Origin of the sequence: Pseudomonas sp. PGPR40, assembly GCF_022014505.1 — a bacterium.
Classification (GTDB): domain Bacteria; phylum Pseudomonadota; class Gammaproteobacteria; order Pseudomonadales; family Pseudomonadaceae; genus Aquipseudomonas.
On sequence record NZ_JAKLSP010000056.1, the window covers coordinates 1 to 14,268 of the forward strand.

The following is a 14,268-nucleotide window of genomic DNA, read 5'->3' on the forward strand; positions in this document are numbered from 1 at the left end:
TCCCGAACTCAGCAGTGAAACGATGCATCGCCGATGGTAGTGTGGGGTTTCCCCATGTGAGAGTAGGTCATCGTCAAGATTAAATTCCGAAACCCCTATCTGCATCTGCAGGTAGGGGTTTTGTTTTAGTAGAAGTCACCGATTTTGCTGGCACGTTACCGCTGTAACGGGCTGGTCACAGAATTTCTTGACGACCATAGAGCATTGGAACCACCTGATCCCATCCCGAACTCAGCAGTGAAACGATGCATCGCCGATGGTAGTGTGGGGTTTCCCCATGTGAGAGTAGGTCATCGTCAAGATTGAACTCCGAAACCCCTGTCTGCTTATGCAGACAGGGGTTTTGTCTTTCTGGGCTATAGGAACTTCAATCCGGTATGGGGTACATCCCGCTCTTACGTGCCTTACTACTCCTTCGAGCCAGCAACTTGCGCCACCAGATATAGATTCCCGTCACCGACAATACTGCAATCAAAACACCCAACAACGCGATCATCACTTGCCCGGTGAGCCCAATGATCCGCCCTCCGTGTATCGGCAATTGCAGTCGATAAAAACGCTCTCCCAAGGTGCCTTGCCCTGCGATTTCCTGCCCCAGTAAACGCCCGTCCGTGCCATGGAAGAACAGCCAGGACTTTCCATGGGCCTCGGTATCATGTTGCCCAAAACCCGCTCCATAAAAGTTGTACTCAAAGCTGTAATACAACTCTCCGATCGCAGCGGTCAGCCCCAGCCTTTGCCCTTCCTGCAACGCACGTTCATAAGCCTGTTGATAACTTAACCGCGTAACTCCCAATTCCTCGGCAGGCATGCGACCGCGAGCCTCATAGACGCTCGGTTCAATTGGCGAAAACAGTGATACCGCAGGCTTGAAGACCTGGCTCGGCAGGTTCATGGCTACACTGCTGACAGCGATCGGTAACAGCAATAACCACAGCCACAAACCACCCGCCCGATGCAGATCGAAATTCAGCCGGTAGGCATGCCCACCCTTGATCTTCCAGGCCGTCGACCATTTCTGCCAGAACGGTTTCCCACGTGGAAGCGTCAGCCAAAGCGCAATGAAACAATCGACAACCCAAGCGATCGCGACCAGTCCCATTAACAACAACCCCCAGTTATCCGGCAGGACCAGGTTGTAGTGAAACTCAAGAATGAACGGGATGAAGTTCTCCCGCTGAAAACAACATTCCCCCCAGAACCGCTGACCCATTTGCTTGCCATTGACCGGATCCAGATAGAACACCTGATTGGGTTCGGCAAAAGGTTTTCCGGTCGCAGGATCATTGCGCGGTACCGCCGCCAGCAATGACGTATGACCCGGTTCTGACGGGTACTCCATGTACCAGACTTGTAGCTTCGGATGCTTAGCTTGCAGCTTGTCGACCAAGGTGCCGGGCGGCAAACGCTGACCTTCGGAAGACGCTTTATAAAACTCCGGATTAAGCCACTCATCCAGCTCATGATTGAACGCCAAGATGCTCCCTGTAAGTCCTGCCATCAGCAGAAACAACGCAGTAGCCAAACCAATATAGCGATGAAGTAAAACCAGAAATGCACGCATGGGATTTTCCTGCAGAGACGACAAAGCCAGCCCCTGGACTCAGGTGCTGGCTTTGTCGTCATAACGGATGATTAGAACTGGTAGCTCACGGTAGCGGCGACGTTGCGCTCTTCACCCAGGTAGCAGAAGTTCAGGCTGGCACAGGAGGCCACGTAAGACTCGTTTGTCAGGTTGTTCGCATTCAGACGTACGTCCACGCCCTTCAAACCCACCTTGCCCAGGTCATAGCCGACAGACGCATCGAGCAGCGTGTAGGACGGCACCTTCAGGGTGTTTTCCGCATCGGCCCAGCTGTAGCCGACATAACGCACGCCGCCGCCCAGACGCAGACCGTCAAGCGCTGCGCTGTCGAACGTGTAGTCCGCCCATACCGAGGCCATATGGCGTGGTGCCTGAGTCGGCGAGTTGCCCTTGTTTTCGATCACGTCGGTGTCGGTGCTCAACGTACTGATCATCGACTTTGAATACTCGATGTCGGTGAAGGTGTAGCTGCCGAGGACTTTCAGGTTATCGGTCAGCTGCATGTGCGCTTCCAGTTCCAGACCTTGGGAGCGGACGGCGCCTACAGCGCGATAGAAGTTTTCCTGCGGCAGTTTGGTTGCCAGGTTTTCCTGATCGATGCGGAACAGCGATGCCGTGAACAAGTTGTCGGTGCCCGGCGGCTGGTATTTCAGGCCCACTTCCCACTGGGTGCCATCGGTCGGTGCCAGAGGATTGCCGGCGCTGTCCGCGTAGGAATTCGGGTTGAACGACTCGGAGTAACTGATGTACGGCGCAATGCCGTTATCGAACAGGTACAACGCCCCAGCCCGGCCCGTCAGCTTGGTGCGTTCGTCACTGATTTCCGTGCCCACAGGGCGTCCAGCCTCAGCCAGCCGATTTTCATCGGAGGTTTCAACCCAGTCCTGACGCAGGCCCAAAGAGAAGCGCCATTTATCCATCTCGATCAGGTCTTGCAGATAGACGCCGCTCTGTTCCAGGCGACGCAGATAGCTGGTCGGGCTGTAGAAGTCGATGGCCGAGTTGCCGTACACCGGATTGAACGCATCGATCGGTGCAAGACCGCCACTGGTCCAGTCGACCACCGTCTTGCGGCGCTGATAGTCCGCGCCCATCAGCACGGTGTGTTTGGTCGCGCCGGTGAAGAACTCGGCTTGCAGCATGTTATCGATGATAAAGGCGTGGAGCTTTTCGTCGGCGCCGGTGTAATAGCGGTTCAACTCGTTACTGGTGGGTGTGGTCCAGCCATAGGCGTAAACCTGATCGTTCTTCACCTTGGAGTCCAGATAACGAAAGTTCTGCCGCGCGGTGAAGACGTCGTTGAAGCGGTGTTCGAACTGATAACCGAAGGACTGTTGATCACGCTGGAAACCATCAACGCCCGGCTCGCCTTCGAAGAAGTCTGGAGAGATCCGATTGCCGTTGCGCTGATGGATCGTGCCGTCGGCCGGGACGCCGCCGTGATAGCCGCCGTCGGGATCATGCTGCAGATAGGCTTGCAGCGTCAGCGAGGTATCTTCGGTGAAATCGATGCTCACCGTCGGCGCCAGGGCGAAGCGCTTTTCCTTATTGTGGTCGAACTGTGTGTCGGACTGATCCGCCAACCCTGTCAGGCGATACGCAATACGCTTGTCATCATCCACCGGCCCGCTGAAGTCGAAACCCATGCCGCGCTGGCCTTGGGCGCCCACCGTGGCCTGAACCTGATGATAGGGCTCATACAGCGGTTTCTTGCTGGTCAACGCCACCAGCCCCCCCGGCGAACTGCGCCCGTAGAGCACCGACGACGGCCCTTTGAGGATATCGACCCGTTCGAGGAAATACGGGTCCACCTGCATGGTGCTATAGGTGCCGCTGTCGCCCATGGATTTGAGGCCGTCGAGATAGATGTTATCTACCGAGCCGTCGTTGAAACCGCGCATCGCCACGTAGTCATAACGGTGAGTTGCGCCATAAGGGTTGGTCAGTACGCCCGGGGTATAGCGCATCGCCTGGGACACGGTTTGCGAGCCTTGGTCGTCCATTTGCTCGCGAGTCACCACGGACACGCTTTGCGAGGTTTCCAGCAGTGCGGTACTGGTCTTGGTGGCGATCTGGCTGTGCGTTGCGTTGTAGCCATCCATGCTGCCCAGCGCATTGCCCAGGGCGAAGCCTTTGATGTCGGTGGTGGGCAGTGCCAGGGCTCCGGTTTCAGCGACGGGCCGCAGCACATAGCTGCTGCCATCCTGACTGATGGCCACCAGCCCTGTGCCATTGAGCAAATGGCTCAACGCCTGATCCGCCGAATAGTCGCCCTGTAGTCCCGGTGACTGGAGGCCCTGAGTTTGAGCTGGAGTCGTCGACAGCGTGATGCCCGCCTGACGCGCGAATTGGTTGAGCACATCGCTCAAGGGGCCGGCGGCAATGTTGTAGCGGTGGCTAGTGGCTTCGCTGCCCTGGGCTGCAACGCCAAGTGTCGGCAGCAGTCCGACACCCAATGCGGTCGAGAACAGTGCCGCGCGGATGGCGTGGCGCAATACGCCTGATTCCGCGGTGAAATGAAGAGGGTTCTTACTGATGGCGCGCACAGTCATTGTAGGTTTCCGTAGGAAGTCGCTGAAGGCAGAGTTGAAGTGCTTACTGACTAAGCCGGACTTGTTCGGGAAACCCGCCAAAAATAATTCAGGCCTGTCGCTCCAGCGTCACCCACCAGCGAGTGCGATAGCGCAGTTGCACCGGCAGGGTGTGCGGCAGGATGGCCAGCAGTTTGTCGGTGTCTTCGAGACGGAAAACCCCGGACAGCCGCAAGTGGGCAATGTCCGCCGTGCAGGTCAGATAGCCGGGACGGTAACGTCCGACTTCATTAATAAAATCCCCGAGGCGCATGTTACGGGTGACGATCAGGCCGTCGACCCAGGCGCCGGCATCCATGTCTTGCGGCGGTGCCAACTGTGCGCGATTGCGATCGATCAAATAACTCTGCCCGGCCTGCACCTGAATCGGCAGGCCATCGGCGGCCCGTGGCGAATGGATTGCGACCATGCCGCTGGTGACGCTGAGCCGCGTGCAGTCGGCGTCCTGACGAACGATGAAGCGAGCAGCCATCCCTTCAAATACGCCGTGACGGCTTTGCACCCGCAACGGTCGATCAAGCGAAACCCCTTCACTTGCCCCGCTGCACGTCACGATGATCTCGCCGCGAGTCAGTTTGATAAGGCGCTGTTGCGCGCTGTAATCCAGATCCACCGCGCTGGCAGTGTTGAGTTCCAGGCGCGTGCCGTCCGGTAACTGGAAACCACGACGCTCGCCCGTGGCGGTGGCGAAGTCGGCGGTCCACTGTTGCCAGCCGACCGCATCCTTGCCCAACCACGCCGCCGAACCCATCAGCAATGCGCCCGACAGCAGCTTCAACGCCTGGCGCCGACCCAATCCCTGTGCGCTGTTTTCCAACGTGTTGAAAGCGACTTGAGCGCCGGGCACCGCGCGCAAATTACTGCTCAACTCGGCTTGCAGGGCCTGCACCCGTTGCCAGGCCAGTTCATGCTCACGGTGTTCCGCGCGCCAGACCTCGCATTGCTGGCGCAACCTGGAATTGGTCGCGTTATTACGCAGGCGCAGCAACCAATGGATGGCTTGTTTGACCACCTGCTGATGAGGCTCGCCGCAGCGGTTTAGCGCTGAGTTATCCACAGGCATCACGCTTCATACCGCAGCACGTAGCAGTGATACAGCGCGTCGGCCACATAACGTTCCACTGAGCGTAGGGACAATCCCATGTGTTCGGCGATCTGCTTGTGGGTAAGTCCTTCGCACTGGGCCAGCAGAAATGCCTGACGCACTTTCGGCTTCAGGCCTTCAAGCATGCGGGCGATGCTTTCCAGCAATTCGAACACCAATGTCCGGGCCTCGGCGCTCGGGGTTTCGGCCTCGGGCAAATGGGCGATGGTTTCCAGGTACGCGCGCTCGATTTCCTCACGGCGCCAATGGTCGATCACCAGGCCGCGGGCGATGGTTCGCAGAAAGGCGCGTGGAGCCTTGAGTTCCAGGCGTTCGGTTCTTTGCAGCAAACGGACGAAAGTGTCCTGTGCCAGATCCGCCGCATCGGCCGCATTACCCAATCGAGCGCGCAGCCACGTGTTGAGCCAACCGTGATGACTGCTGTAAAGCGCCTGTACTGCAAACTCAGGTGAAGACATGAACGCGACAGCTCGACGTCACAAATGATAATTAGTCGCATTGTCATCAAGGGTTAGCGAATTTGCAACTGCCGTTCGAGCAACCATCAGCAAGCACTCCCACGGGGGGCGCTCTAGTCCGCCGTTCGGCGGGTATTTCATACAAAACCCTAAGATTTCTCCCACTTGTGTCGACAGAGTGGTGAGACAGGGCGTGCACCAAAGTAGAGCGGTTTCAGAAGACTGTCTGCGCTGTTACATGGAATGTTGCAACCCGGCACGAATCCCCACTTTTTGCATAAGAAGCCCCATGAAATGAATCTCAAGTTCAGCCATAAAATCCTGCTGGCCGCTTCAGGCGTCGTGGTGCTGGCTTTTGCGTTGTTCACTTTGTACAACGACTATCTGCAGCGAAACACCATTCGACAAAACCTCGAGTCTTCCGTTGAGCAAGCTGGCGATCTGACCGCCAGCAGCGTGCAGAACTGGATGAGCGGCCGCGTGCTGGTCCTTGAAAACCTCGCGCAAAACGTCGCTCATCAAGGCGCCAATGCCGATCTGCCGGGCCTGGTCGATCAACCCGCTCTCACCTCGAACTTCCAGTTCACCTACGTCGGGCAGGCCAATGGTGTGTTCACCCAGCGCCCTGACGCGAAGATGCCGGACGGCTACGATCCGCGTCAGCGCCCCTGGTACAAACAAGCCGTGGTCGCCGACAAGACCATGCTGACTCCGCCCTACATGGCAGCGGTCGGCGGGTTGGTGGTGACCATCGCCATGCCGGTGAAAAAGCAGGGGGAACTGCTGGGCGTCGTCGGTGGCGACCTGAGTCTGGAAACCCTGGTAAAGATCATCAACTCGGTGGACTTCGGTGGCATCGGTCACGCGTTCCTCGTCAGCGCCGACGGTCAGGTGATCGTCAGCCCGGACAAGAATCAGGTGATGAAGAACCTGAAAGACATTTATCCGGGTTCCAGTGTCCGTATCGAGAAAGGCATCCAGGAAGTAGAGCTGAACAAGCAGGACCGCATCCTCTCATTCGCTCCGGTGAGTGGTTTGCCGAATGCCGAGTGGTACGTCGGTCTGTCGATCGACAAGGCCAAGGCCTATGCGCCACTGAGCCAGTTCCGCACTTCGGCGCTGATTGCGATGTTCATCGCCGTGACCGCCATTGCAGTGCTACTGAGTCTGCTGATCAGCGTGCTGATGCGTCCGCTGACCACCATGGGCCGTGCGATGCAGGACATCGCTCAGGGCGAGGGCGACCTGACTCGTCGTCTGGTGGTAGAAAGCAAAGATGAGTTCGGCGAGTTGGGCGGCTCCTTCAATCAGTTCGTGGAGCGGATTCACGCGTCGATCTGCGAAGTGTCCTCGGCGACCCGCCAGGTGCATGACCTGTCGCAACGGGTGATGGCATCGTCCAACGCTTCGATCATCGGCTCCGACGAACAAAGCGCCCGCACCAACAGCGTGGCCGCGGCGATCAACCAATTGGGCGCCGCCACCCAGGAAATCGCCCGCAACGCCGCCGATGCTTCGCAACACGCCAGTGGCGCGAGCGAGCAGGCCGATGACGGTCGTCAGGTGGTGGAAAAAACCATTCTGGCCATGACTGAGCTGTCGCAGAAAATCAGTCTGTCCTGCACGCAGATCGAAACCCTGAACGCGAGCACCGACAACATCGGCCACATTCTCGATGTGATCAAAGGCATCTCCCAGCAGACCAATTTGCTGGCGCTCAACGCGGCCATCGAAGCGGCCCGTGCCGGTGAGGCCGGTCGTGGTTTTGCGGTGGTGGCGGACGAGGTGCGTAATCTGGCTCATCGCACTCAGGAATCGGCGGAAGAGATCCACAAGATGATCAGCTCGCTGCAGATCGGTTCTCGCGAAGCGGTGACCACCATGAATGCCAGTCAGGTATCCAGCGAGCAGAGCGTCGAAGTGGCGAACCAGGCCGGCCTGCGACTGGTCAGCGTGACCCAGCGCATCGGCGAAATCGACGGCATGAACCAATCGGTGGCCGCAGCGACCGAAGAGCAGACTGCCGTGGTGGATACCCTCAACGTCGACGTCAACCAGATCAACCTGCTGAATCAGCAGAGCGTGGCCAATCTCAATGAAACATTGAAGGATTGCGATGCGCTGTCACAGCAGGCCAATCGGTTGAAGCAGTTGGTTGATAGCTTCAAGATTTGATTGAGGTCAGTTGAACCGCGTTATCGTTCTTCGCGGGCAAGCCTCGCTCCTACAAGGGCATCGAATAACCTGTAGGAGCGAGGCTTGCCCGCGAAAGCGGCAGATAAGTCACCGCTGAACCAAAGCCCTACACAAACAGCTTCAACACATTCCCCATCGCATCATCGGCAAACCCCTGAACGAAATCCTTGAACCCCGGCAGGGCTTCGGCTCCACCCTGTGCCGGTTCGGCGATGATGGTCCAGGTCGCCCGCGACTTGCCTGCGCCCAAGGACTCAACACTCATCGCCGCCCACAAATTGGCCACGCCCAAGGTGTTGTAGATCGTCGTCCAGGTCATGTTCAGCGCCTGGTCATCCCGGGAGTTGAGTTGCTCGACCACCAGGTTGCCGTCCTTGAAGAATTTCTTGCGCAGCGACGACACGCCTTCGCCCGTCATCTCGATGTGCGACAGCGCGGGAATGAATCGGTCGAAGCCGGCAAAGTTGCCGACCACTGCCCAGACTTGCGTCGCATCGGCCGGTACTTCCACCGAAGATACAACGTGGCAGCCGTGAGGATTTTTGATCAGGGTATCGGGTTGCAGAGTTTTCATGGTGTTGCTCCGTGCAGGGTTAGGGTGAATCAGATGAAGTTGATTTCTTTGAGGTAGTCGCAGCCGCGCCGCAGCAGTGCCGGGGATTTTTCCGGGTAGTGCGCGCCCATCTGGCGGACGCCGGCCTGGGCGTTGTCGTGGCCGATCATCGAGATGTCGCCGATGTCTTCTTCGAAGCCGTTGAGGTAGAAACCCAACACGCCAAACAACGCGTTGTCGCTGTCGACGCGGCCCAGTTGCTGCTGCCAGTCGGCGACGCTGACCATGGCGAATTCCCGACCGGCCTCGCGAAATGACGCCACATAGGAATCCCAGCTCAGGGGCTCGGGGTTGTGCAGGTTGAACACGGCTTTTTCGGCCTGGTAACGGCTGGCATGGAAGGCGATGAAGCGGGCGAGGAAATCCACCGGCATCAGGTCGAAATTCAGTGCGAACTCCGGCACCTGGCCAAGCTGGATCGAGCCCTTGAGCATTAGCATCAAGCGATTCTTGTGAGGCTGGCAGACACCGGTGAGGCTGTTGAAACTGATGTTGCCGGGGCGATAAAGATTGACCCGCACCCCACGCTCCCGCGCCCGTTCGAGGATCCGCTCGCCGACCCATTTGGACAGGTTGTAACCGTTCTTGATGTAGATCGGCGGCGTCTGCGCGGCGGGCAACTCCAGCACCCGGCCATCGTCGGAAATCGTGCTGGACGCCGAGAGCGTCGAGACGAAGTTGAAGATCTTCTTGCTGCGTCCTTCACACAGGCGCAGGCACTCGAAAATCGGCTCGACGTTATCCTGCGCCAACGACTCGTAATCGAGGACGTGATTGACGTTGGCGGCGTTGTGTACCAACGCACCGAACTCGCGATCCAGTCGTTGGTAAACCTCTTCACTGAGCCCCAGTTGCGGGCGGGTGATGTCCGCCGCATAAACCCGCACCCGGCTCAAGTCCAGATGCTCCAGACGGTTTTCCCGCAACGCCTGAGCAAAGCGTTGCGCCGCCGATTGCCCGCCGCCATCGCGCACCAGGCACGCTACTTCGCTGGCGCCCCAGGCCAGCAGCGCTTCGACGATATGAACACCGACAAAGCTGTTGGCACCGGTGACGATCACCTTGTGCACATCGCCCATTCGGCTGACTGGCAACGGCTCGATGTTCAGTTCGCGGAAGGCATCGGCCAAGGCTTTTTCGCTCAGCACTTCTTCAGTCCCGGAGCCGCGTACCAGGGTGGCCAGTTTCGCAATCGTCGGCAGTTCGATGAAGCGGTTGATCGAGATGCTGCGGCCGAACTCCTCACGCAAACGCAGCAACATGCGTGATAGCAAAATCGAGTGCCCGCCGAGATTGAAGAAACTTTCGTCTGTGGAAATATCGCTGGCGGGTAGCTCCAGCAGTTCGGCCCAGATCTCCAGCAATAGCGCTTCATCGGCGCTGGCGGGCAAACGCCGTGGGCTGTTTTCGGTCACGTTGACGGGCAGTTCCTGCAGCGCTTTGCGGTCGACCTTACCGTTGCTGGCGAACGGCATGCTCGCCAGTTCGGTCCATGCGGTCGGCTGCATGTAGTCCGGCAGAAACTGCATCGCGTGGGCTTTCAAGGCTTCGCGAGCAGCACCGGGTTGCTCTTCCTGAGGCTGCGCGAGAAAGGCCAGAATCCGTCGATGACGGTCGATGACCACCGCCACCTGACGGTACAGCTGACTGTCGCGCAGGCAGCGTTCGATCTCTTCCGGCTCGACCCGAAAGCCGCGAATCTTCACCTGATTGTCTCGCCGTCCGCACAGCTCGATACCGTCGCTCGTCCACTTGGCCATGTCGCCGGTGCGGTAAGCGCGCAGGCTCTGGCCATTCGGCAGGCTCAGGTTCAGATAACGTTCGGCAGTCTGCTGGGGGTTGTTCAGGTAACCCAAGCACACCCCCGGACCGACGATGTACAACTCACCGACGATTTGCTCGGTTACCGGTTGAAAGTCCTCATCGAGAATCAGCACCTGACTGTTGGCAATGGGTGCGCCGAGGGTCCGGTTGTTGTCGCCGGTGCGCAGTTGCCGCGCGGTGATCAGCACCGTGGCTTCGGTCGGGCCGTAGAGGTTGTAGAGACTGCCGTGGCGGGTCAGTTGCTCGATTACATAGGGTTCGCAGACATCGCCACCGGTCATCACATGATCGAGGCCCTGCAACTGATCCAGCGGCAGGATGCTCAACAGCGCCGGCGGCAAAAAGGCGTGGCTGAGTCGTTGGTGGCGGATCAGTTCGACCAGTTGCAACGGGTCGCGACGTTGATCGTCGTTGGGCACGATCAACTCGGCGCCCTGGAGCAACGTCGGGAATATATCGATCAACGACGAGTCGAAACTCAACGATGAAAACTGCAACGCCCGACTCTGTTCGGTCAGCTGCACGTAATCGGCGTACCACGCCGTGAAGTGCGCGAGGTTGGCCTGGCTGAGCAACACGCCTTTGGGATGGCCCGTGGTGCCCGAGGTGTAGAGCGCCATGCACGGCGCATCGAGATCGGGTCGTTGGCGCATCAAGGGTTGAGCGAGATTCACATCGCCGATGTCGACACAGCTGATGTCCAACCCGGGCATCGTCTCGCTGAGTGGATGTTCTCCGTCATGCAGCAACAACACCGCCCCGGCGTTTTCCAGAATGTACCGCTGACGTTGCAGCGGATGGCTTGGCTCCAGCGGCAAGTACACCGCGCCGCTGCCCAGAATCGCCAGAATTCCCGCATATAACGCGCTGCATTTTGGCAGGCAGATCCCGACTACCAACGGTCCTTGATGTCGATCGAGCAACGGCTGCAAGCGCAGTTGGATGGCGCGGCTGTGGGCGTGCAGTTGCCGATAGCTCAGCGACGTACCGGCGATGTTCAGCGCCGGACGCTCGGCGGACTGGATGAAGCGTTGTTCAAGCCGCTCGATCATCGGGATCTGGGCCAGTTGCCGCAACCATGGTTCAGCGGTGGCGTTGAGCTGATGGACGTAGGCCAGACGCTCAAAAAACAGCAAATTTTCCACCTGCTCGAAGTGCGCGGGAATTGGAGGTTCGAGGAGCAGAAAATACTCGGCATCCCGAGAAAAGCGGCTGACCAGCAGCGCCACGTGATCGACCAGATCGGCCACCGCGCGCCGGCGCAATGCCTGGCCGTTACCGGATAGCTCTTCGGCGACTGGCACGCGACTTGGCTGCATCGAGTTGTACGTGCACAGCAGGTCCAATGCTGGCAGGCCTGAGGCGCCCGGCACGCCGACACCCAGCTGCAGCGTCAGGCGCGGCGCATCGCCGAAGTCCTGAAACGGCAGGCTCGCATCGTCGATCAGCAAATCAAACGTGCTTGGCGCCAGCGCCTCCAGATTCACAAGCCGCGCCAGTGAATGACCGTGTTGTTCGAGTTCCAGCGCCAGGTCGGTCAGGGCCTGGCTTTGCCCAATGAGCAAAATATCGAGACGTCTCATGATGTTCTCCTCGTTAAACCAGGTAGTCGCTCAGGGCGCTTTGCACACACGGTGAATCGAGCAGCGAACTGCTGCGGAAAAACCGCACAATGTTGGCGACCAGCGGGTGATGGCGATTAATCGGGAAGGCCAGCCCCGACACTTCGCTCTTGAGTGCCCGACGCGCTGCGTCGCTGATCTGCAGGGCGTCGATCAAGCGGAAGTCGAAGGACTTCTGAATGTCGTTGGTCAGGTAATGACCGATGAACACCGGCAGGATTTGCGCGATGCACTGGCGGTCGTCTTCGCTCGCGGTGTGCCAATAGATGCGCACCAACCGCGCCCAGAACCCGGAGTGACGGCCCTCGTCGAGCAAGTGGTCGGCCATCAGGCCCTTGATCGATTGCTTGACCGTGTCGTCCTTGGCGAACGCAGCCACATCGCCGGTCACGGTGTTCTCGGCGATGGCCACGCAGATCAGCTCCATGGCGCTGCGCAGGTGTTCCGGTGCGAGGGCCACGGCTGCCGGGATTGCACGACTCAGTTCGATTTCATCCGGTAGCTCGATCGGCGCGATGCTGGTCATGGCGACGGTTTGCTGCATGAAATCCATGGCCACCAAGGCGTGGTAATCCTCGTCCACCACCACGGTCATGGCGTCGTAACGACAGGCGAACGGGAACGCCACGCTGAAGCGGTTTTTGGCGATGCTGCGGGCGGTCTTGTCGACGATCTCGGTTTCGAAAATCACCACGTCGTTGATGAACTTGTAGAGCGTCTGCACCAGGGCAAAGTCCCGTTGTTCCGGGCATTCGCGCAGGAAGGTTTCACTCAGCACCAGCGGCTGACGGCTCAACGGATAGATCAGCTTGTCGTCATTTTCCAGTACGCGCCGGGGGCGGGTGCGAATGGTCGCGCGGCTCTCCCAGGCGTCGGCGAAAGATTGATAGTCGGCGGCGTTCATGCGCTCACCTGCGCAGCCGGTTCGCTCATGCTCAGGCGCAAGCCATCCCACAAGGCGATGCGACTTTCCACGGCGGCGATGGCGCTGGCGTAGACGTCTTCTTCACGCTGCGGATCGCCATCGACCAGGCGGGCGAGGAGTTTTTCCGCCGCCGGGCCGTGGTCTTCGGAGTCGACTTCGATGTGCCGTTCCAGGTAATAACGGAAGGTCGGCGCCTGTTCGATGCCGATGCCCCAATCGTCGAGAATCCGTTGAAACATTTGCGGGATGACACTCTCGCGACCATGCAGAAACGCCGCCGCCACACTGTGCCCCGGCGCATGCAACGCGGTGTGCAAGGTGTGGCGCACGAACTGCGCAGCCGCCGGGTCGACATCCACGCTTTGCAATGCAACGTCGTAGCTCACGCCTTCTTTTTGCAGCGCCACGAAACGTTCGACGGCGGCCGTGCTTGCACCGACTTCGCGCATCGCATCCAGGTACAACTCGAAATGGCTGTAGTGACCTTGGGCGGGACGATCATCAGACTCTTCACCGAGCACGATCTCGTTGATCAACCGCGCAGCCTGAGGATCTCGCGGCGGCAGCCAGGGCAGTTGAACGCAGGTCAGTTCTTGCTGCAGGCGTTTGGTCAGCGACATGAAATCCCACACCGCAAACACATGGGTTTCCATAAAGCGTTGAAGGACCGATAACGAATGTATTTCAGAGAAGATCGGGTGCGCACTAAGTTCTGCTTTCTTCTGATTGAGACGATCTTTAGTCGGTTTCATGAGCGAGCCTATAAGTGATCTGGAATACCGTTGAGGGTGGTGCTGAACAATAAGTGACGGTTGCTTGAAGTTTTTTATTGGCGAACAGGGGCCTCAATTGAATTGATGTTTTTCAGATGTGTAATCACTAAGTAGTACGTGGCGCCCAGTGTTTATGGGCGGCGGAGAAAAACTAATACACGATTAAAGTCTCGGGCAAGTCATTTTTGAATTAATTTAAAGTTTAACTTTCTCGGGTGCGACAAGTTCCAATAAGACTTTTGTATTAAGTTTTATTTGGGCGTAGTTGCTCCTTTCGGCTTATATAGGCCAAAATTTAAATAAAGAGTGAATGCCTCACTCAAAGCAACTTTCTAGTTGATTCGTTGAAGTGATCTGAGGGGGTGGAAGTGGGCTGGGAATGACGCCGGTTCTTCCTTTCCCGTGGCAAGACTCCTTCCGTAGGTTCCTGGTGCGTCGACTGCTCCGCGGGTGCGGTGCGTCGCCCGTCATTATTCGTTGGCAGCTTAAGAGTGAGCGTAATTCACGGCAGTCGCTATCACCCCTGCATGATCTGTCAGGTGCAGTTGTCGGGTTTGAGGGGGCAGGGGCTTTGGG

General features: G+C 58.3%; 9 protein-coding genes, 2 rRNA genes and 1 pseudogene. 4 read left to right on the top strand and 8 right to left on the bottom strand.

Features of this window, described 5'->3' with window-relative positions; translation table 11 throughout:
- Window positions 1–79: ribosomal RNA gene (gene rrf, locus MEB48_RS29515) — 5S ribosomal RNA — on the top strand; the annotation flags it as partial.
- A 107-nt stretch (window positions 80–186) separates the two neighbouring features.
- Window positions 187–302 (top strand): 5S ribosomal RNA (gene rrf / locus MEB48_RS28555).
- A 65-nt stretch (window positions 303–367) separates the two neighbouring features.
- Here rrf (MEB48_RS28555) and MEB48_RS28560 read toward each other — a convergent pair.
- From MEB48_RS28560 to MEB48_RS28575, 4 genes are all read right to left on the bottom strand, one after another.
- Window positions 368–1,564, bottom strand: a complete 1,197-nt coding sequence (locus MEB48_RS28560) for a PepSY-associated TM helix domain-containing protein (RefSeq protein ID WP_237887054.1) — start codon at window positions 1,562–1,564, stop codon at window positions 368–370.
- 71 nt (window positions 1,565–1,635) lie between these two features.
- Window positions 1,636–4,137: a TonB-dependent siderophore receptor gene (locus MEB48_RS28565; RefSeq protein ID WP_237887055.1), complete on the bottom strand. Its 2,502-nt coding sequence runs from the start codon at window positions 4,135–4,137 to the stop codon at window positions 1,636–1,638.
- A gap of 88 nt (window positions 4,138–4,225) precedes the next feature.
- Complete coding sequence (locus MEB48_RS28570) at window positions 4,226–5,239, bottom strand: FecR domain-containing protein (RefSeq protein WP_237887056.1); 1,014 nt, start codon at window positions 5,237–5,239, stop codon at window positions 4,226–4,228.
- Complete coding sequence (locus MEB48_RS28575; protein ID WP_237887057.1) at window positions 5,239–5,739, bottom strand: sigma-70 family RNA polymerase sigma factor; 501 nt, start codon at window positions 5,737–5,739, stop codon at window positions 5,239–5,241. The genes MEB48_RS28570 and MEB48_RS28575 overlap by 1 nt, the downstream gene beginning before the upstream one ends.
- 294 nt (window positions 5,740–6,033) lie before the next feature.
- On the opposite strand from MEB48_RS28575, the pseudogene MEB48_RS29520 reads away from it, so the two are divergent.
- A pseudogene (locus MEB48_RS29520) lies at window positions 6,034–7,011 on the top strand (cache domain-containing protein); the annotation flags it as partial.
- 117 nt (window positions 7,012–7,128) lie between these two features.
- Window positions 7,129–7,914: a methyl-accepting chemotaxis protein gene (locus MEB48_RS29525; RefSeq protein WP_442969128.1), complete on the top strand. Its 786-nt coding sequence runs from the start codon at window positions 7,129–7,131 to the stop codon at window positions 7,912–7,914.
- Between the two features lie 127 nt (window positions 7,915–8,041).
- Here MEB48_RS29525 and MEB48_RS28585 read toward each other — a convergent pair whose 3' ends face one another.
- From MEB48_RS28585 to MEB48_RS28600, 4 genes are read right to left on the bottom strand one after another with little or no spacing between them, the layout of a single operon-like run.
- Complete coding sequence (locus MEB48_RS28585; RefSeq protein WP_237887059.1) at window positions 8,042–8,509, bottom strand: SRPBCC family protein; 468 nt, start codon at window positions 8,507–8,509, stop codon at window positions 8,042–8,044.
- Window positions 8,510–8,538: 29 nt separating this feature from the next.
- On the bottom strand, window positions 8,539–11,955 hold the full coding sequence (locus tag MEB48_RS28590) for a non-ribosomal peptide synthetase (RefSeq protein WP_237887060.1): 3,417 nt from the start codon (window positions 11,953–11,955) through the stop codon (window positions 8,539–8,541).
- 13 nt (window positions 11,956–11,968) lie between these two features.
- Complete coding sequence (locus tag MEB48_RS28595) at window positions 11,969–12,898, bottom strand: diiron oxygenase (protein ID WP_237887061.1); 930 nt, start codon at window positions 12,896–12,898, stop codon at window positions 11,969–11,971.
- Window positions 12,895–13,671, bottom strand: a complete 777-nt coding sequence (locus MEB48_RS28600) for a DUF3050 domain-containing protein (RefSeq protein ID WP_237887062.1) — start codon at window positions 13,669–13,671, stop codon at window positions 12,895–12,897. The genes MEB48_RS28595 and MEB48_RS28600 overlap by 4 nt, the downstream gene beginning before the upstream one ends.
- Between the last annotated feature and the right edge of the window lie 597 nt (window positions 13,672–14,268).

What these genes read in the sequence shown, in the direction of transcription:
- MEB48_RS28560 (WP_237887054.1), bottom strand. Translation starts at nt 1,564, where the DNA reads ATGCGTGCATTTCTGGTTTTACTTCATCGCTATATTGGTTTGGCTACT.
- MEB48_RS28565 (WP_237887055.1), bottom strand. Translation starts at nt 4,137, where the DNA reads ATGACTGTGCGCGCCATCAGTAAGAACCCTCTTCATTTCACCGCGGAA.
- MEB48_RS28570 (WP_237887056.1), bottom strand. Translation starts at nt 5,239, where the DNA reads ATGCCTGTGGATAACTCAGCGCTAAACCGCTGCGGCGAGCCTCATCAG.
- MEB48_RS28575 (WP_237887057.1), bottom strand. Translation starts at nt 5,739, where the DNA reads ATGTCTTCACCTGAGTTTGCAGTACAGGCGCTTTACAGCAGTCATCAC.
- MEB48_RS29525 (WP_442969128.1), top strand. Translation starts at nt 7,129, where the DNA reads ATGGCATCGTCCAACGCTTCGATCATCGGCTCCGACGAACAAAGCGCC.
- MEB48_RS28585 (WP_237887059.1), bottom strand. Translation starts at nt 8,509, where the DNA reads ATGAAAACTCTGCAACCCGATACCCTGATCAAAAATCCTCACGGCTGC.
- MEB48_RS28590 (WP_237887060.1), bottom strand. Translation starts at nt 11,955, where the DNA reads ATGAGACGTCTCGATATTTTGCTCATTGGGCAAAGCCAGGCCCTGACC.
- MEB48_RS28595 (WP_237887061.1), bottom strand. Translation starts at nt 12,898, where the DNA reads ATGAACGCCGCCGACTATCAATCTTTCGCCGACGCCTGGGAGAGCCGC.
- MEB48_RS28600 (WP_237887062.1), bottom strand. Translation starts at nt 13,671, where the DNA reads ATGAAACCGACTAAAGATCGTCTCAATCAGAAGAAAGCAGAACTTAGT.